This window comes from Sphingorhabdus sp. Alg239-R122, assembly GCF_900537065.1.
Classification (GTDB): domain Bacteria; phylum Pseudomonadota; class Alphaproteobacteria; order Sphingomonadales; family Sphingomonadaceae; genus Alg239-R122.
Genome location: NZ_UNRC01000001.1, coordinates 322,859 through 343,562 on the forward strand (window position 1 = coordinate 322,859; position 20,704 = coordinate 343,562).

General features: G+C 54.0%; 13 protein-coding genes and 1 tRNA gene. 6 read left to right on the top strand and 8 right to left on the bottom strand.

Annotated elements, in window-relative coordinates:
- The first annotated feature begins 32 nt into the window (after nucleotides 1–32).
- Together G6Q15_RS01535 and mfd are read left to right on the top strand one after the other, a co-directional pair.
- A complete protein-coding gene (locus G6Q15_RS01535; RefSeq protein ID WP_240330686.1) occupies nucleotides 33–296 on the top strand; it encodes a succinate dehydrogenase assembly factor 2 in 264 nt (87 codons plus the stop codon).
- 17 nt (nucleotides 297–313) lie between these two features.
- Complete coding sequence (gene mfd, locus G6Q15_RS01540; protein ID WP_164114889.1) at nucleotides 314–3,778, top strand: transcription-repair coupling factor; 3,465 nt, start codon at nucleotides 314–316, stop codon at nucleotides 3,776–3,778.
- Between the two features lie 2 nt (nucleotides 3,779–3,780).
- Here mfd and G6Q15_RS01545 read toward each other — a convergent pair whose 3' ends face one another.
- Complete coding sequence (locus G6Q15_RS01545; RefSeq protein ID WP_164114891.1) at nucleotides 3,781–5,418, bottom strand: GGDEF domain-containing phosphodiesterase; 1,638 nt, start codon at nucleotides 5,416–5,418, stop codon at nucleotides 3,781–3,783.
- Between the two features lie 175 nt (nucleotides 5,419–5,593).
- On the opposite strand from G6Q15_RS01545, the gene G6Q15_RS01550 reads away from it, so the two are divergent.
- Together G6Q15_RS01550 and G6Q15_RS01555 are read left to right on the top strand one after the other, a co-directional pair.
- On the top strand, nucleotides 5,594–6,379 hold the full coding sequence (locus G6Q15_RS01550) for an NAD kinase (RefSeq protein WP_240330687.1): 786 nt from the start codon (nucleotides 5,594–5,596) through the stop codon (nucleotides 6,377–6,379).
- Nucleotides 6,380–6,506: 127 nt separating this feature from the next.
- Nucleotides 6,507–6,581, top strand: a tRNA-Asn gene (locus tag G6Q15_RS01555).
- A gap of 131 nt (nucleotides 6,582–6,712) precedes the next feature.
- Here the strand turns inward: G6Q15_RS01555 and secA are convergent.
- Nucleotides 6,713–9,451: a preprotein translocase subunit SecA gene (gene secA / locus G6Q15_RS01560; protein WP_164114892.1), complete on the bottom strand. Its 2,739-nt coding sequence runs from the start codon at nucleotides 9,449–9,451 to the stop codon at nucleotides 6,713–6,715.
- 130 nt (nucleotides 9,452–9,581) lie between these two features.
- Nucleotides 9,582–10,049 carry a TonB family protein gene (locus tag G6Q15_RS01565; RefSeq protein WP_164114895.1) on the bottom strand — a complete coding sequence of 156 codons (468 nt, stop codon included), beginning with the start codon at nucleotides 10,047–10,049 and terminating at the stop codon, nucleotides 9,582–9,584.
- A gap of 76 nt (nucleotides 10,050–10,125) precedes the next feature.
- Here G6Q15_RS01565 and argJ point away from each other — a divergent pair, with 76 nt between their 5' ends.
- Together argJ and G6Q15_RS01575 are read left to right on the top strand one after the other, a co-directional pair.
- Nucleotides 10,126–11,355 carry a bifunctional glutamate N-acetyltransferase/amino-acid acetyltransferase ArgJ gene (gene argJ / locus G6Q15_RS01570; protein ID WP_164114897.1) on the top strand — a complete coding sequence of 410 codons (1,230 nt, stop codon included), beginning with the start codon at nucleotides 10,126–10,128 and terminating at the stop codon, nucleotides 11,353–11,355.
- The gene (locus tag G6Q15_RS01575) at nucleotides 11,336–12,154 is read left to right on the top strand and encodes an inositol monophosphatase family protein (RefSeq protein WP_240330688.1); all 819 of its coding nucleotides are present in this window, start codon (nucleotides 11,336–11,338) and stop codon (nucleotides 12,152–12,154) included. Before argJ ends, G6Q15_RS01575 begins: the two co-directional genes overlap by 20 nt.
- A gap of 6 nt (nucleotides 12,155–12,160) precedes the next feature.
- Here G6Q15_RS01575 and trxA read toward each other — a convergent pair whose 3' ends face one another.
- The 5 genes from trxA to G6Q15_RS01600 all read right to left on the bottom strand — a co-directional run bounded on the left by trxA (nucleotide 12,161) and on the right by G6Q15_RS01600 (nucleotide 20,702).
- Nucleotides 12,161–12,487, bottom strand: a complete 327-nt coding sequence (gene trxA / locus G6Q15_RS01580) for a thioredoxin TrxA (protein WP_164114898.1) — start codon at nucleotides 12,485–12,487, stop codon at nucleotides 12,161–12,163.
- 107 nt (nucleotides 12,488–12,594) lie between these two features.
- Nucleotides 12,595–16,020 (bottom strand): double-strand break repair helicase AddA, encoded by a 3,426-nt coding sequence (gene addA, locus G6Q15_RS01585; RefSeq protein ID WP_164114900.1) that lies wholly within the window; start codon nucleotides 16,018–16,020, stop codon nucleotides 12,595–12,597.
- A complete protein-coding gene (gene addB, locus G6Q15_RS01590) occupies nucleotides 16,017–19,016 on the bottom strand; it encodes a double-strand break repair protein AddB (protein ID WP_164114903.1) in 3,000 nt (999 codons plus the stop codon). Before addB ends, addA begins: the two co-directional genes overlap by 4 nt.
- Nucleotides 19,009–19,725: a nucleotidyltransferase family protein gene (locus tag G6Q15_RS01595; protein WP_240330689.1), complete on the bottom strand. Its 717-nt coding sequence runs from the start codon at nucleotides 19,723–19,725 to the stop codon at nucleotides 19,009–19,011. Before G6Q15_RS01595 ends, addB begins: the two co-directional genes overlap by 8 nt.
- Nucleotides 19,722–20,702: a phosphotransferase gene (locus tag G6Q15_RS01600; protein WP_164114905.1), complete on the bottom strand. Its 981-nt coding sequence runs from the start codon at nucleotides 20,700–20,702 to the stop codon at nucleotides 19,722–19,724. The genes G6Q15_RS01595 and G6Q15_RS01600 overlap by 4 nt, the downstream gene beginning before the upstream one ends.
- Nucleotides 20,703–20,704 lie beyond the last annotated feature (2 nt).

Genomic DNA, 20,704 nt, shown 5'->3' on the forward strand with positions numbered 1-20,704 from the left:
ATTTACATATGGATTTTGACCGGAGAATAAACGTGGACCGCGAAACTGAGCTCAAGAAACTGCATTTTCGCGCTTGGCACCGCGGTACGCGTGAGGCTGATTTCATGATCGGCGGCTTCCTGGATCGTTATGGCGCGTCGTGGAACGAAGAGCAGATTGCCTGGTTTGACGAACTTCTCAAACATGATGATGTCGATATCATGGCCTGGGCCATCGGGACACAGCCGGTTCCGGCGGAATTTACGGGTGAAATGATGAATGCCATGCAAAAACTCGATTATATCGAAACCACCTGAAAAGTGCAGGACGACACGTGACTGATATCCAGAAAATCCTGAACGCGGATGCGCCATTGACACTTGCGTCTGTGGGCGATGGCGCTTTGCCGCTGGTATTGTCCGATATCGCCCGCATGTCCAAGGGACGCACTGTCTATATCGCGCCCGATGATGCGATGATGCAGGCGGTTGCTGATGCAACCACATATTTCGCGCCGGAGCTCAAGACTATATTGTTTCCGGCATGGGACTGCCTGCCCTATGACCGGGCATCCCCGACGCTTTCCATCAGTGCTCAGCGGCTCGCTGCACTGTTTGAGCTTCAGGACAAGCCTGACGACCGTACGCTTGTAATCACTACAGTCAATGCGGTGTCGCAACGCGTGCTTACCCCATTCCGCATGCGGCAGGGCACATTGAAACTTGCCCCCGGTACAGTGATTGACCGTGACGAGCTTACGGCCATCCTCCACCGTCAGGGTTATGTCCGCACAGATACGGTCGCGGACTCTGGCGAATTTGCGATCCGCGGTAATCTGGTTGATCTCACACCTTCCGGGCTGAATTTTGGTTTGCGCCTTGATTTCTTTGGCGATGAAATTGAAACGTTGCGCGCTTTTGATGTCTCGACACAGCGGTCGATCAAAAGGCTCGACAAGCACCTACTGCTCCCTGCTTCCGAAGCCTTATTGGATGAGGATAATATCAAGCGCTTCCGCGGCAATTATCGCACGATTTTTGGCGCTGAAAGCACCACAGATCCGCTCTACCAAGCCATTTCAGAGGGACGCCGCCTTGCCGGTATGGAGCATTGGCTTCCTCTGATGGAAGAGAAGATGGCAACGCTGTTCGACTATCTGGGGCCAGATGATGTCATTACCTGTCATGCCGCCAGTAAAGCGGCATCCGAGCAGCGTTTTGAAGCCATTGCCGATTATCACGCCAACCGCCGCGACGCATTAGAAGGTGGTTCAGGTGGCTACAGGCCCATAGAATCGGAAAAGCTATATCTGTTGCAGCAGGAATATCTGAACGCACTGGAAAGCCATAAAGCACACAGATTTAGCGGATTTGATGAACCCGAATCCGATACCACATTGCATTTCGGTTTTGGCAATAGCCGGTCTTTCGCCCCTGAACGTGCTCGTAATGCCAACGTCTATGAGGCTGTGACCGGCCATATCGCCAGCAACAACCGAAAAGCCATTATCGCCAGCTACAGTGCGGGTGCACGTGACCGGCTTGCTGGATTGTTGCAGGAACATGGTCTTGCAAGACCGGTTATTACGGACGGCTGGCAGGAAGCTCAGGGATTGGCAGCCAATCATGATGCCGCGCTGACCGTGCTGCCACTGGAAAACGGATTTGTGACCGATACGCTGGAACTGCTTACCGAGCAGGATATTCTGGGCGACCGCCTTATCAAACGCAGACGCCGCAAGAAAGATGCCGAAGCCTTTTTATCCGAGCTGTCGGCAATGTCCGAAGGTGATCTGGTCGTGCATATGGAACATGGCATTGGCCGCTATGATGGCCTCATGTCGATTCCTGTAGGCAAAAGCCCGCATGATTGCGTCGCGCTGACCTATGCGGGCGGTGATAAATTATACGTCCCAGTCGAAAATATCGACGTGTTGAGCCGCTATGGCAGTGAAAGCGATGGCGCGGCGCTCGACAAGCTGGGCGGTGAAGCGTGGCAGCGGCGCAAGTCGAAAATGAAAGAGCGCATCCGCGCCATTGCCGGAGAGCTCCTGAAAACTGCCGCTGCACGCGCATTGAACGCAGCCGAGCGCGCAACTATAGAACCCAATCTCTATGCCAGTTTTGCCGACCGCTTCCCGTATCAGGAAACCGAAGATCAGGAACGCGTTATCGGCGAAGTGCTCGATGACCTTAGTTCCGGTAAGCCTATGGACCGACTGGTATGCGGCGATGTCGGGTTCGGAAAAACCGAAGTCGCCATGCGCGCCGCCTTTGTAGCCGCTATGTCAGGCATGCAAGTGGCCATTATAGCCCCGACCACCCTGCTTGCACGGCAACATTACAGTAATTTCGTTGAGCGCTTCAAAGGCTTCCCACTCAATATCGGTCGCCTGTCCCGCCTGGTCCCCGTAGCAGAGGCCAAGCGCACGAAAGAAGGCATGGCGGACGGCACAATTGACATCTGCATCGGCACCCATGCCCTGCTTGCCAAGACCATCAGTTTCAAGCATCTCGGCCTTGTCATTGTTGACGAGGAACAGCGTTTCGGCGTTGTGCATAAAGAACGACTGAAAGCGCTCAAGAATAACGTACACATGCTGACACTGACAGCAACACCCATTCCGCGCACATTGCAAATGGCGATGACGGGGCTACGCGAACTGTCAGTTATACAGACGCCGCCGGTCGATAGGCTTGCCATCCGGACCTATGTGATGCCATGGGATCAGATGGTGATCCGCGAAGCATTGCTGCGTGAGCATTATCGCGGCGGACAGAGTTTTTTTGTGGTGCCGCGCATATCCGACATGGCTGAAATTCAGGATTTCCTGAAAGCCTATGTACCTGAAATCAAGGTAGTCAGCGCACATGGCCAGATGACCCCGACCGAAGTTGAGGAACGCATGTCCGCGTTTTACGACCGCAAGTTTGACGTATTGCTATCCACCACCATTGTTGAAAGCGGCCTCGATATCCCGAGTGCGAATACACTCATCATTCACCGCGCTGACCGCTTCGGCCTGGCCCAGCTTTATCAGCTGCGCGGGCGCGTCGGGCGGTCTAAAACACGCGCCTATGCCTATTTCACCGTGCCGGAAAACCGTGTTCTCACCGAGACCGCCGACAAGCGGCTCAAGGTGCTGGGTGATCTCGACAGCTTGGGCGCTGGGTTCCAACTTGCCAGCCATGACCTTGATATCCGCGGCGCAGGCAATCTGGTTGGTGACGAGCAATCCGGCCATATCCGCGAGGTGGGCTTCGAACTTTACCAATCACTGCTGGAAGACGCGATAATCGAGGCCAAGGCCGGGCAGGCAGGCCTCAAGCAACATACAGAAACATTCTCACCGCAAATTTCGGTTGATGCGCCGATTATGATCCCTGAAGATTACGTGCCTGACCTAGCCGTGCGTATGGCGCTTTATCGCCGCATGAATGACCTGCTCGACAAGGGTGCAATCGAAGGCTTTGCCGCCGAGATGATCGACCGGTTCGGTGATCTGCCTGATGCGACTGCGAACCTGCTCAAAATTATAGAAATTAAGCAAAACGCGATTGTTGCTTCAGTCTCAAAAATTGATGTGGGGCCGCGCGGCGCATTGGTAACGTTCCATAAAGACCATTTCCCCCATCCTGAAGGTCTGCTGCGCTATGTAGACAGATTGAACGGCGTTGCCAAACTGCGACCGGATATGAAACTGATGATAAATCGTGCCTGGAACGATCCCAAAAGCCGCCTCAACGGCCTGATTCAGCTATCCAAAGGTCTGGCTAGTATTATCCTGAAGCAGAAATAGATTTACTGCTCGGACAGCACAAAATTTTCAAAGTCCTCTGGTGCAAGCGCACGCGCACGCAAAAACCCCTGGTAATACTGGCATCCTTCACCTTGCAAAGCGGTGAGCTGTTCTTCTGTTTCAACACCTTCCGCTATGACTTCAAGTTCCAGCGATTGCGCTAGCGCTATGATGGAACGTACGATGATCCGGTCCCGCACACTACCTGCAATATCTCCCGTCATGGCATGGTCCAGCTTGATGTAATCCAGCGGCAGCGATTTGAGGTAAAGGAAATTGGAATAGCCTGTCCCAAAATCATCAATTGCAATTTTTACATCCAATTCTCGTAACCCTGATAGCAGTTCCGCCGCACCATCCAAATTACCGATCAATGCGGATTCGGTAATTTCCAGCGTTAAACGCCCTGCATCAAAACCCGATAATTCCAATGCCTCCCGCAATGTTTCCATATATCGGGGAGACGCTAGCTCTTCTGCTGTTACATTCAGTGATAGCCGTAAGTTCGTCATGGTTTCCGGCCATTTTGCAGCCTGTTGCATCGCAAGCATTCCAATATGCGTAGATAAATGCTCAGTAAAATCAGTGCGCTCTGCCAGCGCAAATAACACCGCTGCACCAATTTTCCCAAATTCATGATGTTCCCACCGGGCAAGTGCTTCCGCGCCGACTATACGGCCATCCTTTACGGAAAACTGCGGCTGGAAGCTAATCTTGATCTGGTCATTATCTATGGCCCGCATAAGATCGGACTCAAGCTGATATCCATGTTCCGGAATACCGTCAGCCGCGCGATCGGCCCACTTGATGTTCTGCACGCTGCCACGCTGCGCTTGTTTCAGCGCAGAAACCAGACGGCCGATATAGGATTGCGCATTCTCGCTAGGCGCAACTTTGGCAAGAGATGCCCGCGCAGTCAGCCGGATTACTTGTCCTTCCAGAACTACGGGTTGGGACACGAGTTCCAGCAGCTCTGCAGCTATAAACTGCCATTGTCTTCGCGTGATAGGGCCTTGTGCCGCGATCAGGAAATCCCTTCCTCCGAACCGTGCAACAAGTGCGTTTTTGCCTATCGTTTCATCCACAAATGCCCGTATGCGCTGCGCAATGGTTTCAAGCAGCATATCGCCGGAATTTGGACCGAAAGCCGTATTGACTGTTTCAAACCGGCGTAAACCACACATGATGGCAAACACATCTTGTTTTCCATCCTCCAACCATGTCTGAAGCTGTTCACCCGCGCCATAAGCGTCAGGCAAGCCGGTAAGGTGATCGTTGCCGCTTGATCGCAGTGAAATAGGCTTGTTATCCAGAAAAGACTTTATCGCCTCCATTTGCGCTTCTAACAGCGCTTCACTGATCGGTGTTGCGATGATATGCGTGGCACACACACCCGCCGCTGCTGCTAAGGAGGCGGGGTTTTCGATGTCTATAATGGCAAGAATCGCATGCGGTACTTTTTTGAGCCCATGCAGCAGTTCAGCATCATCTGCGTTTTTATGCAGATCAATAATTGCACAATAATTGTAAGTGACGTCGTCAATGGTCGTTGCAATCGCTGGTCGGGCAAGCCGGACAGCTTTGCCCAACCCTAAAAACCGGAACTGATGCGTATGTTCTTTATCTGGTAGTCGTGACAATTATCCCTACCCCTTCAAGGTCTTTTCAAATTCTGTCCGCATATACCTCATAAAACCTTTTCATGACGTTACGCATCATTTTTCTGTATCATTGCCATGCCGCGTTACACAGCATATCATCATGGCAACACGTCAGTATTGCAGCGAATATCAATTATCAGGGACGAATATCCATATGAACAGCATGCAGGATGAGAAAATTGCCTTGCTTGTGTCTCCGACACATCGTGCACAGGAAGCCGCACAGGTAATCCGTAACGACCATGACTGGGTCGATATGGCCGAGGCTGATCGCGCAATAGTATTGGGCGGTGATGGTTTCATGCTGCAGGTATTGCACCAGATGATCGATAAGGGCCGGATCATACCGGTTTATGGCATGAACCTGGGTACCGTTGGATTCCTGATGAACCTGTGGGATGGTAGCAAAAACCTGTTCGACTGTCTTAATAAAGCCAAACCATTTGACGTTGTGCCATTACGCACCGAAGTAACCACCATGTCCGGCGAAAGGCGTGTATTTTCAGCCATTAACGAAGTCTCGCTGCTGCGCGAAACCCGCCAGACGGCGAAACTCGAAGTAATTGTCAATGGAATGACCAAAATACCCGAACTTGCCTGTGACGGTGTGCTTGTGGCAACGCCTGCCGGCTCCACAGCCTACAATCTTTCTGCCAACGGCCCCATCCTGCCTTTAGGCAGCTCAATGCTGGCACTCACGCCGATCAGCCCCTTCCGCCCACGCCGATGGAAAGGCGCTATCCTTGCCGACACCGCTAAAATTGGTTTCCGTGTTCGCGAAGGGCAAAAACGACCTGTTCTTGCAGTTGCAGATCAAAAAGAACTACGTGATGTCAGTGAAATTCAGGTTGAAATTGACCCCAGCAAACGTCTCACGCTATTATTCGACCCCAACCATAGCCTAGATGAACGCATAGCAATGGAGCAGTTTCTGGTATAATCCAGCATGCTCAAATGCTCTGCATCACCGCCCGATTAACAAAAATACACCGATGTGCATTTTATGAGTTTACGGACCAGATATCCGTTGCTATAGGCCCATTCGTCTGTTCGAAAGCACAGAACACTCCCCGGTAGCTCAGCGGTAGAGCCTCCGACTGTTAATCGGATGGTCGTCTGTTCGAATCAGACCCGGGGAGCCATTTTTCACACATAATTGACCTATATGACTGCCTATATCAGGCATCGGCTTTTTGTGCCCTTTTGCATATAGAGATGGCGGCCATTTGCTGACCGCCATCTCTATTTCGTCAATATATTAAGAACGGCAATATTAGACGTTCTTGCCATGGCAATGTTTGTACTTACGGCCCGAACCGCACGGACATGGGGCATTGCGGCTGATATCCTGATCCGCATATGGATTATCTGCACCTAGCGGTGCGGCGGGTGCCGATTGGCGCGGTGGCAGGGCTGTGCTGATCGTGTCCAAAGTCCCGCCATCAACATCATTGGAATTATCTTCGCCGGTTAACGGGTCAATATGCGTTGTCAGGAAATCAGGCAATTCAGGCAATTCCGGAACCTCTGGTTCCTGAATACGGAAGTCACTGGTCATGACTGTCTTGGTTACATTTTCACGGATGACAGCCAACATACGCTCGAACAGACCGAATGCTTCCTGTTTATATTCATTGATCGGTGTTTTTTGCGCATAGGCACGCAGGAAAACCACCTGACGCAGTGCATCTAGAGTCGCTAAATGTTCTTTCCAGTGATGATCAAGCTGTTGTAACAATATGGATTTTTCAATCTGATGCCAAATGCTCTCATCGATCTCACTGGTCTGCTTTTTAAGCTTTTCTTCGGTCATCTCGGCAATGCGTTCCTCAATGATTTGAGGTTCCAACGTGTCCTCTTCCATCCAGCCATCAAGATCAGGCTGAAGATTCAGGACATCGCCGACACGTTCTTTCAGACCTTCTATATTCCACTGTTCAGGATAGGATCCCGGCGGGCAGGCTTCGATCACCAACGCATTGACGGTATCACGCCACATATCGTCAACGACATCATCCACCTGATCAGCATCCATGATTTCCGCGCGTTGTTCATAGATAACCTTGCGCTGGTCATTCATGACGTCATCATATTCAACCACCTGCTTACGCACGTCATAGTTACGCGCTTCAACTTTTTTCTGCGCTGTTTCAATAGCTTTAGACAACCATTTCGAACCAATCGCTTCGCCATCATCCAGGTTTTTATTCATCATCTTGCTGAACAATGTGTCAGGGCCGAAAATACGCAGCAAGTCATCTTCAAGGCAGAGATAGAAACGGCTAAGCCCCGGGTCACCCTGACGGCCTGAGCGGCCGCGCAGCTGGTTATCGATACGGCGGCTCTCGTGCCGCTCCGTACCCAGCACGAACAGGCCCCCTGCCTGCTTCACTTTTTCACGTTCTTCACCGACTTCAGCAGTCAGTTTTTCGATAGCCGCATCGCGTTCCGGCCCTTCAGTTATATCGGCCAATTCTTCTTCGATACGGAAATCGAGATTACCACCCAACTGAATATCAGTACCGCGGCCCGCCATATTGGTAGCGATTGTAACGGCATTCAGCCTGCCTGCCTGTGCCACAATATGTGCTTCACGCTCATGTTGTCGTGCGTTCAGCACTTCATGTGTCACACCCTCTTTATCCAAGAAGTCGGACAAAAGTTCAGATTTTTCAATTGATACCGTACCCACCAAAATAGGCTGACCAATGTCATATTTTTCCTTGATGGCCTTGGCGATGGCTTGAAACTTGTCCATCGTATTCTTGTAGAATTCGTCTTCTTCGTCAATCCGCTGCACTGGTACGTTGGTGGGGATTGTAACCACATTCATTTTATAGATTTCATAAAATTCGGCCGCTTCAGTGGCGGCGGTGCCGGTCATGCCCGACAATTTGGGGTACATGCGGAAATAATTCTGGAAAGTAATTGATGCCAGAGTTTGGTTTTCAGGCTCTATGTTCACGCCTTCCTTCGCTTCCACCGCCTGGTGCAAGCCATTGGACCAGCGGCGGCCATCCATCATGCGACCCGTGAATTCGTCAATGATCACAACTTTATCATCCTTGACGATATAGTCCGTATCACGCTTGAACATCACATTCGCTTTCAACGCCTGGTCAAGATGGTGCACGACCTGTGTATTTTCAAAATCATAGAGGTTACTGCCTTCAAGCAAGCCAGCGGCTTCAAGCAGGCGCTCCGCTTTTTCCGTGCCATCTTCAGTCAGCTGAACATTGCGTGTCTTTTCATCTTTTTCATAATCTTCTTCAGTGATGTCCTGAACAATCTTATTTACTGCGATATAAAGGTCCGATTTGTCATCAGTCGGACCGGAAATGATAAGCGGTGTTCGCGCTTCGTCAATCAGGATCGAATCAACCTCATCGACAATTGCGAAATTAAACGGGCGCTGCACCATCTGGCTGCGCTCGTGTTTCATATTATCGCGCAGATAGTCGAAACCAAGCTCATTGTTGGTGGCGTAGGTGATATCCGCCTCATAGGCCTCGCGGCGCTCATGCTCAGCCATATTGGGAACAATAACACCCGTGGTGAGACCCAGGAATGAATAGACCTGCGACATCCATTCCGCGTCACGGCGGGCCAGATAGTCATTGACCGTCACAACATGAACACCCTTGCCTTCAATCGCGTTGAGATAACAGGCAAGCGTCGCAACGAGCGTTTTGCCCTCACCCGTCCGCATTTCGGAAATTTCCCCACGGTGCAGGGCGATACCGCCAATCATCTGTACATCGAAATGGCGCATGCCAAGCGCGCGAACCGATGCTTCGCGTACGGTTGCAAATGATTCTGACAGGATATCGTCAAGCTTTTGACCGTCAGCTAGCGCAGCGCGAAACTTATCAGTTTGCGCGCGCAATTCATCATCGCTGAGCGCTTTGATCTGTGGCTCAAACGCGTTAATGCTGTCCACGGTTTTCTGGAGTGATTTTACGTAACGGTCATTGGATGACCCAAAAATGGATTTGGCTAGGCCGCCGAGCATGGCAATTTCCTGTAATCTGGTCCCGAAAGCAGCAATATGCTAAATTTTACGTGGGATATGGTGATTTTGAAGGCGATGTAGGATCAGCCCCGTGCCGTGTCAATAAACGGCCAGAGCTATTTTCCGCCGGTCAGGGTGCGCCTTCTTCCAGCTCATGCTTGTCACCTATCACAAACCACACGGGCAATTGTGCCCATACTGCCTTTTTGTTACCGGCATCGTCGATTTTAACAGGTGAAGGTACAGTAAGAAGCACAGCCCGGCAGGCAACCTGGTCCAACTGCGGATACCCGCTACTGACAAGAATTTGGCAGTCTACTGCTGTACCGTCTTCCAGAAACCTGAATTTGACCACAGAGCGGCCTTCAAGGTCATCGTGGACAGGACCCTCGGCATACATTGCCCCGGCACGCTGCATAACGCGCAGGCTCCACTGTTTCGCTGCTATACGGAAATTCAGCCCGTTTTGTTCGGTCTCGCTGTTTGTCGCAGCCTTGTCTGAGCCTGCCAGCGCCTGCCCCAACGTTTCCGAAGGCTGCGCGGAAACACCCACAGCCTGCAGGAAAAGGATAACAAAACTGGCAAGATATAATTTCAAACCAAAATGGCCCCAATGGAAGCTGCCTGTTAAAGTGACTGGCGTTCTAGCATAGGCTGGATTAATGACAACTTTAATGTCTGATAAAAAATCCCCCCTCGCACCTGACAGCTTCCCGGAATTGCCAGAAATCAACGGCATATCACTTCATATTGCCAAGGCAGGGTATAAGGATTGGGATCGCGCAGACCTCACCTATGCTGTATTTGACCGCGATACGGCTGTTGCAGGCGTTTTAACACAAAGCAAATGTGCTTCACCAGAGGTGGAATGGTGCCGTGAAGCTCTTAAAGGCGGCAAAGCCCGGGCGTTGGTGGTCAATGCCGGTAATGCCAATGCTTTTACAGGCAATCGCGGCCGTACGGCTGTTCAAGCCATCGCTAAACAGACTGCAGGGTATATTGGATGCACCGAAAAGCAGGTGTTTATCTCGTCAACCGGTGTGATCGGCGTGCCATTGCCTATCGATATTGCTGAGGCTGGACTACAGAAAGCTTATACAGCTGAAAAGTGTGGGTGGGAAAATGCGGCAGCGGCTATCAGTACTACCGATACTTTTCCAAAAGGCGCATCAACACACGCCTTTGTAGATGGCAAAAAGGTTCACCTGGCAGGCATCATCAAGGGTTCCGGCATGATTGCACCCGATATGGCAACAATGCTCGGTTATATTTTTACCGATACCGCAATTTCGTCCCAATTGCTGCAGGATATGCTGAACGCCGCCAACCGGGAAACATTTTCCTGTATTACAGTTGATAGCGACACATCCACCAGCGACACGGTGCTTGCCTTTGCGACTGGCGCGGCAGGCAATGCCCCGCTTGAGACAATGGACAGCGCCGGAGCAGATGCTTTTGCCGCCGCTTTAACCGATTTGTGCAGGCAGCTCTCACATCTTGTCGTGCGCGACGGTGAAGGGGCCAGCAAGTTCATCGAAATCTGCGTTAGCGGCGCTGTTTCAGACAGCAGTGCACATAGAGTTGCCAAGGCAATTGCCAATTCGCCTCTGGTTAAGACCGCAATCGCTGGTGAAGATGCCAATTGGGGCCGCGTTGTCATGGCTATTGGCAAGGCGGGTGAACCAGCAGAGCGGGACAGCCTGTCTATCGCGTTTGGCGGTACCGAAGTTGCGAAAGACGGGATGGTTGTCGATGGCTATGACGAAGCGCCTGTTACACGGCATTTACAGGGGCAAGATATCCGAATTGATGTGGGCCTGGCACTGGGCAAGGGCCATGCGACAGTATGGACTTGCGACCTGACGCACGGATATATTTCGATTAATGCCGATTATCGGAGCTGATGATATGCATTCGCTTTACCAGCCTGTGCTTGATATTGTCCGTGAAGCTGCGGAAACACAGATATTGCCGTTTTTTCGAACGCTGGAAGACAAGGATATCCAGGAAAAATCACCCGGTGATCTCGTAACAGTGGCGGACCGTGGAAGTGAAATTTTTCTAAGCGAAAAACTCGCCACGTTACTGCCCGAAGCCAGCGTCATTGGCGAGGAAGCCGTCGCGGCAAATGCCAGCCTTATGGACAATATTGGCGCTGATGCCGCATGGATTATCGATCCAATCGATGGCACAGGAAACTTCGCTGCAGGCCGTGCGCCATTCGGAATATTGATTGCACTCGCTGAGGCAGGTGAAACAGTGGCAGGCTGGCTCTACGACCCGCTGACCCAGCGGATTTGCCATGCGCATTTCGGACACGGCGCCTATATTGATGGTGAAAAAATTGTTGCCCGGGAGAGCGGTGAAGATATGCCAATAGCCGCGCTTTCCACACTTTTTCTGGAAGAGGAAGGCCGCAAAAAAGTTATACGCAAGGCGGAAGGCCATTTCCGGCTTGTTGATATTCCGCGCTGCGCCGCTGAACAATATCCGCGGCTGGTGCTCGGAACCAATGATGTTTCGATTTTTGAACGCACCTTGCCCTGGGATCATGCCGCAGGCATTTTATTCCTGAATGAAGCGGGCGGGAAAGCTGCCCGAGCTGACGACAGTCCCTATAAAGTAGCCGATCAGCGGACTGGGTTAATTGGTGCCGCCTCACCCCGATTGTGGGACAAGGCGGCACGAATATTGTCTAATTAGAAAGGCTTAAGCTGATAAAGCTCCTTCAAGCCATTCTTTGAGTTGACTTTTAGGTGCCGCGCCCACTTTTGTTTCGACAATCTCACCCTTGTTGAACAGGATCATGGTGGGAATGCCGCGCACGCCATATTTGCCGGGTGCTTCGGGGCTGTCATCTATGTTGACCTTGGCAATAGTGACCTTGCCTTGAAGTTCATCACTGATTTCTTCCAGCGCGGGGCCGATCATTTTGCACGGGCCGCACCATTCTGCCCAGAAATCCACCAGTACGGGGCCTTCCGCTTCCAGCACGTCGCCTGCAAAACTCTCATCTGTCACTGCTACTGTCGCCATAATATCGCTCCTTGTTCGTTTCGACCTTAACCTAGTTATCCTGTCCGTGCATCACAATGGGGCAGCGGGAAACTTATTATTCACACGTCCCTAATCCAGCTTTTGCACTAATCCAGCTTTTGTGCCGCCAGCAATTTTTCGGGCAGAGTGAACATATGTGGCCTCTGTGTATATAATATACCTGCCGACACGGTACGGCCGGGGTAAATCTGCCGCAACACCGCTGCATAGGCCGCCATTTGCCGGATATAAGCCACAGGAATTTTTTCAAGTAATACAGGCGGGTATCGTGACGTTTTGAAGTCAGCTACGAAGATATGATCGTCATTGACTAACAGCCGGTCGACTGTTCCTGAAACAACACGCTCTCCCACGCATGCGGCCAGCGGCACTTCCGCGAGCGCCTCAGGCCCGAACAGCCCTGCCCATTCGCCATCGCGCACCACCGACAGCACATTGTCCACCATATCCCGGCGTTGCTGTGCGTCGGCAATCCGTCCCTGTTTCTCCAGCCACGCAAGTGCCGCAGCTTCGCGTTCATCATCGGGCAATTCAGGCAGGCGCTCAAACAGGCTGTGCAGCATCCGCCCGCGTTCCATTGCGGCCCGGTCCGCCTGCTCCATAACGGGTGGATCGGCGGCGTCATCGCGCATCGCCGACGGCACCAACGGACGGGGCGGCTGCCCCGGATCGGCCGCAGGCTGCATTACCCAATCGGGCAAGACGACCTCTGGGGCCATTGTCTTGCCTTGTGCATCCCCTGCTTGCACCTCGCTTTGTGCATTTTCGGCCACATTGGCCGCCGCGACGTAATGATGCGCACCCAGCCAGATATCATCCGCCGCCTGCTCTTCGCCCAGCCTCGCAAATGTGTCCTGTATTTTCGCGTACCAGCTATTGGCCGGAATGGCATCGCCGCGCCCGCTTTGCGCACCCACCATATATAGCCGCTCCTCCGCACGCGTCATCGCAACGTAAAGCAGCCGCCAATGTTCGGCCATGTCGCTCGCCTGCGATGCCGCATAGGCTTCCCCCGGCGGTCCCAGCATTTCTGTCTTGCGCAAGCCAAAAACAGGCAACTCCCGCACACCATCAATTTTCCAGCCAAAGCTGCGGTCGGGCGTCGCCGCCGGGTCGGTGCAGCAATCAGCAAGTATGACGACCGGTGCCTGCAATCCCTTGGCCCCATGCACCGTCATCACGCGCAGTTCATCCGCCGTATCGCTGACCTCACGCTTGATTTCCTCGTCCGAACTTTCAAACCAGTGCAGGAATTGCTGCAAACCCGGCACATGGTTTTTTTCATAATCCAGCGCAGCGTTCAGCAACTCGTCAAGCGGATCAATGACTTCACGGCCAAGCCGCGCGATCAGCTTTGCCCGCGCGCCAATTTCTCCCGTTAATATCCATTCCAGGAACTGGTACGGCGTGGTGTAATCGGCGCGCTGCAATATCGCATGCAATACTGTCAGTTCTGCAGCATCCACAGTGTCGCGCAAATGGCTCCATAAACCTGCATGTTTGTCCCGATAAGCGCGTTCGAGCAGCTGTTCCTGCGTCCAGCCCATAATCGGTGAAACCAGCAGGTTGGCAAGATTAAGATCATCATGTGGCTGCAAGGCAAACCGTACCGCAGCGAGCAGGTCCTGCACGCCCAGCGGTTGGCCAAGGCGTAGCCGGTCAATACCGGCCACCGGAATATCACGCGCATAAAGCCGCGCAACAATGAGCGCCGCCAGATCGGTACGCCGGCGCACCAGCACCATGAAATCACCGGGCCGCGCCCAGCGTTTTTCCTTGTGCAGCCACAGCCCATTTTTCAGCCAGACGGCAATCTGCCGTGCCAACCTGTCCGCCAGAAGGCGATTGGGCTTGGACAGCCATTGTTCCGCATCATTGCCAATATCGCGCCCATCATCGCTGTCATCCGCCGCCGAAACCGCATTCCATAAAGTCACCTGTCCGGGGCGGTCATCGCCCGCATGACGCGGCGGATCTTCTGGCAGGTTCAGCGAGGCGGGTTCAATCACCGAAATCGCGGTATCGACAAAATCAAGTATCGGCTGAGCCGAGCGGAAACTGTGCGCCAATGTGAGATCGGAGAGCCGCATGTCCGATCCTTTTGCGGCATCGCGGAAATGCCGCCGCGCCCATTCATAGTTGAGCGGGCTTGTCCCCTGAAACCCGAAGATCGCCTGTTTGAAGTCGCCCACGGTGAACAGGGTGCGGATACGCCCTTCCTTAGCCCCTTCCCCTGCAAAAAAATCACCCGCCAGGCTTTCGACAATCCGCCATTGCCTCAGATTAGTGTCCTGCGCTTCATCAATCAGGATATGGTCGAACTGCCGGTCAAGCTTGTAGCGGATCCAGTCCGCCATGCCGCTTTCGGACAAAAGGCCTGCCGCAATGCGGATTAGGTCGTCAAAATCAACCACCGCTTCACGCTGCTTGGCGTGCCTGTACGCAAAGGCAAAGGCGCGCCCAGCCTCGAGCGCACGGGAGAATATATCGGCCAGTTCAATAAGCGCGCGTTTTTCGGCAATGGCGATCAGTGCAGTGACTATATCATGCGCTTGCACATCATAATCGGGGTTGGCTTTCAGTAATCCTGCCGAAGTCTTACGCGGTGTGCCCGCCTGGGTCAGGAAAACGCTCAGCACCGCATCAAGCCCTGCAAGCCGCTCAGATGGTGAAGTGGCGGTCCAGTGGTGGATTTTGTCCGCCGCTGCAATCCCGGTTTTCGTACCCCATGCCATATTGTCCGCAGCTAGCGCTTTTAACGCCTCCACATCCAGCGCCGCATCGCTGCACATCTCGGCAAGGCCGCCACCATCCTCGGCCCGGTCCAGTCCGAACAGCGCATTGACGCGCGGGGGCAGGTCACCAATCCATGCGTCCTGCCCCTGCCAGATATCGACCGCACCCGCACAGCGCAGCAGGAATTTCTCGCTTGCATCCTCGCCCATGCGCACGCTGAGCATGGCGATATTGTCGAGCAACCGCTGGTCGCCATTCGCTTCGGCTTCGGCCAGCATGTCCACCAGCGCTGCACGCACCAGCAGTTTCTGGTCACGTTCCTCCATGGCTTTGAACCCAGGCACAATGTCCGCTTCAAGTGGGAAAGCGGCAAGCAGTGTCTGGCAGAAGCTATGGATTGTCTGGATACGCAGTCCCCCGCCCGGTGCATCCAGCACGGTCGCGAATAATGTACGCGCATGGGCCAGCGCCTCGGGTCCAAAAGGTGCCCCAATGGCGCGCAGGTCAGCGGCAAGCTGCGCATCGTCCATCTGCACCCAACTGGCGAGCACGGCGTTGATGCGGTTCGCCATTTCGGTGGCCCCTGCCTTGGTAAAAGTCAGGCACAGTATATGTTCAGGCTTGATATGGGGCCGCAGCAGCAGGCGGAAAACGCGTGCAGACAATACCTGTGTCTTACCCGTACCGGCAGATGCGCTTAGCCAGATACTTTCGCTGGGTGCCACCGCCTTTTCCTGATTATCCAGCAGGGGAAATATCTTGCCGCTGCCGCTCATGTTTCCTCATCCGTAACCAGGCGGCCATACCATTCATCAAGCCGCATTAACTGGTCATAATCATTGTAGCTTGGCAGATCGGGGTTGAGTTTTGCCGTGAAAGGTTCTGCACCCAGTAGCCAGCGGTCAATCGCATCGATCAGATATTCTTCGGTTTTCTGTATGAATTCCTCACGCAGCAGGCCCGTGCGTTTGCGGCTTTCCTTGATGGGTTCGTCCCGGTAACCAAAACCGCCTGCTTTGTTCTTCGCCAGTGACCAATATTCAAACGCCTGCGGATCGCCCGATATGCCCTTAAAACCGCTGCGCTCCGCTATCATGCCCAGCAGGCCAAGCTGCAGCGCAAACCCTGCCTCAACCTGCGAACCGCTGGGTGGACTCCCGGTTTTATAATCGATAATGGCAAGTTTTTTGCCATCTGCGAGGCGGTCTATCCGGTCGACCTTACCCGATATGCGCACACCTTTGACAGTCATGTCACCCCAAATTTCCGCTACACACACTTCGCGGCCTTCTACCATTAAACGCTGTGTTTCCTCGGCAATCCAGTGGATCGCCGCCATCAGGCGCGGCCGCCACAATGTACGCAGCAGCGCATTGGCAGAACCCGACATCAGCAATGCCTCCGCCCGCGCGACAAGCTTGACAGGATCAAGCCCATCCTCTTTTTTCCATGCTTCGAGTATCTCGTGCACCGCGCTACCGCGCCATGCCGGACTAGGTGGCGCATCGACCATGTCCAGCGCGGCAAGGTGCAATATCTTGCGCGCATAAAATGCAAACGGGTCGGCGCGCAGCCGGTCAAGATCAGTGACAGCGATATCAACGCGCCGCTGCGCCGCACCGGGCATGGGTCTGGGCTGTTCCATACGGCTCGCGGGCAATTGACGGTCAAGCGCACGGGCCAGATGCAGCGCCTCTTCGTCCATCTGCAACCGTGTACCCGACATCGCCTGTAAACGCAGGAAAAAGCGCGAGGCCACGGCAGGACCAGAGGCCTCGCGCCGTGCCCGAGTCAGAATAACGTGCGGTGCACCCATCGCACCGGCCAGGTCATGCGCAGCAAGCCCAATGCGGAATTCAGGCGGCGCAAGGCCAATTTCACGGGCAATACGCGGCGAAAGCAACGGATCAATATCAGGTGTCTGCGGCCAGTTCCCCTCATTCAAGCCGCCGCAGATGACAAGGTCTGCCTGTTGCAGCCGCGCTTCCAGCAGGCCGTAAATCGCGACATGAGGGTGCTTGCCATAGGCAGGGCGGATCGCGGTTTCATCGGTGAAACTGCGTAAAATAGCTGGCCCATATCTGGGTTCCATGGCAAGTTTCACCTGTGCCGCCTCGGCCTCTATTTCGCTCAGCATATCAGCAGCTCCGCGCCCGGCCACACCCGACCATATCCGCGTCCCGCAAAGCGCCGTGGCGGTGTCCCGTAGCGCAGAGAGATAGTCGCTAAGCTGCGTTCCACCCGCCTTGCCGAGCACGATGACGGGTTGCATCAATTCCTCTACGCTGTCCAACCATGCCAGCAATTCTTCGCGTGCCTTAGCATCAGGCAGAGCGCGCTTGGCATCAGTGATAGCCTGACGCAGCGCTGCAAACCCGCCAGTGCGACGCGGACCTCGCAACGCAAGGTCGAACCTGCGCACCTGCCGCAGCCACTGCGCACGATCATCGCCAGACTGCACGAGCGGATGCTTGAACAGACCCAGCAGAGATACAGGCGCGAAATCCTCGCTGATGCATTCGGCCAGCGTAATGAGCAGGACGCCTTCAGGCACAACCGACAGCGCCTGCCCTGCACTGTCATCGGCATCGATATTCCACCGTTTCAGATGCGCAGATACACGCGCTGCAAGTTGCCGGTCTGGCGTCACCACCGCGATCCGGTCTCCCTTTACTTCAAGCGCTTCACGTACGCGAATAGAGATGGCAAGCGCCTCTTCCTCAGGATTGGCGGCTTCGATCACTTTAAGCTGGCTGACACTGCGCGCACGGGCATCTAGGCCGCGCCAATGACTGCTTTCCTCGGCGGGCAGGAAAATATTGCTAATGACATGCGCACGCTGTGCGGGTGCATCGCTCTGGCCTGAACGAGCCCAACGCATCACTTCATCGCGGTTCACTCCCATGCGGTGCAGCAGCAGTTTAAGATGGTATTGCGGGTGCGTCACTACACCCACCGCAGGACGGGGTACATCGGGGCCGAATTCAACCGGCTCCAGCGTATCCCAGATATCATTATCCAGCGCCAGATCCAGATCGGGCAGCACCACCATCCCGTGCCGCATAAAAGCGATGGTTTTCTGGAGCGTTGCGATGGCCGGTGCAGCGGTGGTAATGCCAACCGCGATGATGGGGTACTGTGCCGGCTGCGTGTCCCATTTCCGCGCCGCGTGACGCAGCAGCCGGTTCCGCCTGTCCGCCGCATCGATCATACCAAGCGATGCGAGTTTTTTTTGCCAAGCCCCATGCACGCCTTCAAAAAAATTGAGTGATGTTCGCCAGTGATCGGCAAGCTCATCGGCAATATCTATCTCACCAAGCCGTGCGGGCGGGATCTCCTCGACCAGCAGGCTGTCAATCGTCGCTGCGACTTCACGCGCGAGCCGCAGCTTTTCTGTCGGTGAAAGCTCACCCTTCAGCAAATGCCCCGCCTCACCAATAATTTCGGTGAGCGCAAACAGTCTTTGCACAGGTTCCACCGCGGGCGGGATATCAGGCCCAGCGCCTATATTGTCGAGCGCACTGCCAAGTGACTCAGCAAGATCAATATCACCCACTGCCACCATGCGCGGCAGCAGCAACCCCTGTTCCGCCTGCCGCACAAATGCCTCTGTAATGGCGCGACCCGCGCGCTGGTTCGGCACCAGCAAGGTCAGGCGGGCAAGCTCACCCGTTTCCTTGCCAAACCGCGCGATAAGGCCCGTGGCAAGCGCATCGGCAAATCCCCGGTGTGCCGGAATGGAATAGACAGAAGCGCGGGTGCCATCAGCCACCGCGCAGAAATTCCTCAGTGGGCTTCAGCGCGGCCGGGGTACCAACATCAAACCAGAAACTCTGATGCACCACACCGTGGAGACGCCCCTCGGCAATGGCGCGGTCCCAGAATATGTTGGTCGAAAACTTATCCTGCGGCGGATCGACAATAAACTTTTTGGACATAAGCTGAATACCGGTAAACACGAATGGGGCAACTTTACGCGGTATACGCCGCGATAATCTGCCATCATTGCCAAGCACGAAATCGCCCTGGCCCTTATAATTATGCGCCCTCTGGTGAGGAACCAGCAATAACAAAGCATCCATCCTGTCCGCGTCCCAATGTTCACTCAGCTGTGCAAATACGTTTTGCGGGCCATCAAGCCAGACATTGTCCGAATTCAGACAGAAAAACGGATCATCCTCAATCAGCGGCAGTGCCTTGATGAGGCCGCCACCGGTCTCGAGCAATTGCTCGCGCTCGTCGGAAATCCTGATATCCATCGGATAGGACAACCCTTCCAGATGTGCCTCAAGCGAATCCGCCAGATAATGGACATTGACGACAACATTGCAGATACCCGCATCCCACAATTTATCGAAACAGTGATCGATCAGCGGTTTGCCTGCCAGATGGACCAGCGGCTTTGGCCGGGTCGCGGTGAGCGGACGCATCCGTTTGCCCATGCCGGCAGCCATTACCATCGCCGTTTTCGATACCATCATGGCTGAAACTCCCCCCCCAAAACCTTACCTTGGCCGCGCACTTCAGCAGGAATATTGGTATCAAACCATGCGCGCACTTCCGTCAATGCTGGGTGTGCAAGATCTCGTTCCAGCGCTTCCCATACGCGCGGGATAAAGGAAAGATAACGCGGCTTGCCGTCACGCTTCCACAGCCGCACAAAAATACCGACAATCTTCAAATTCCGCTGTGCACCCAAAATGTGATAAGCGGTGCGGAAATCCTCGCTCATGCCAGTATTGTTACAGTAATAATCCAGCATGTCTGCTTCCAGCGCAGGCGCCACATCGCGCCGGGCATCCTGTAACAGCGAAACAAGATCATAGGCCGCATGACCGACCAGTGCATCCTGAAAATCGAGCAAACCCTGTCCATTTTCAAGCAGCATGATGTTTTCCGCATGATAATCACGCAATACGGTCACGCCCGGATCTTGCTGTGCCAAAACAGACTCCAGTGCCCTATTCCAGATATTGGCATAATCACTCGTATCGACCTGCAGGCCCCGTGCCGGGCAATACCACTCAGTAAACAACGCCAGTTCCTGCTGGTAAAAATCGAGGTCATAGGGCGGGCAATCCGCAGGCGGGCGATCATGTAGCGCAATCAGCGTATCAATGGCCTCACGGTATACACCGCGTTCGGCATCTTCATTGGCATCAACATATTCACGCATCCGCCGGTCGCCAAAATCTTCGAGCAGCACTAGCCCTGCTTCGGCATCCGCCGCCAATATATCCGGCGCATTCAGATCATGCGCGCACAGATATTCGGCAATATGTAAAAATGGCTTCGGGTCTTCATCGGGCGGTGGCGCATCCATCAATATGGCTTTGCCCTGATTGCCATTCACCCGGAAATAACGGCGGCCAGACGCATCTCCATCAATCGGGTCAAGCACGCTACCCCCCCAATTCGCTTGTTCAAGAAACCTGCCAATATGCTCTGGTATATCCATTC

What these genes read in the sequence shown, in the direction of transcription:
- G6Q15_RS01550 (WP_240330687.1), top strand. Translation starts at nt 5,594, where the DNA reads ATGAACAGCATGCAGGATGAGAAAATTGCCTTGCTTGTGTCTCCGACA.
- secA (WP_164114892.1), bottom strand. Translation starts at nt 9,451, where the DNA reads ATGCTCGGCGGCCTAGCCAAATCCATTTTTGGGTCATCCAATGACCGT.
- argJ (WP_164114897.1), top strand. Translation starts at nt 10,126, where the DNA reads ATGTCTGATAAAAAATCCCCCCTCGCACCTGACAGCTTCCCGGAATTG.
- G6Q15_RS01575 (WP_240330688.1), top strand. Translation starts at nt 11,336, where the DNA reads ATGCCGATTATCGGAGCTGATGATATGCATTCGCTTTACCAGCCTGTG.
- trxA (WP_164114898.1), bottom strand. Translation starts at nt 12,487, where the DNA reads ATGGCGACAGTAGCAGTGACAGATGAGAGTTTTGCAGGCGACGTGCTG.
- addA (WP_164114900.1), bottom strand. Translation starts at nt 16,020, where the DNA reads ATGAGCGGCAGCGGCAAGATATTTCCCCTGCTGGATAATCAGGAAAAG.
- G6Q15_RS01595 (WP_240330689.1), bottom strand. Translation starts at nt 19,725, where the DNA reads ATGATGGTATCGAAAACGGCGATGGTAATGGCTGCCGGCATGGGCAAA.
- G6Q15_RS01600 (WP_164114905.1), bottom strand. Translation starts at nt 20,702, where the DNA reads ATGGATATACCAGAGCATATTGGCAGGTTTCTTGAACAAGCGAATTGG.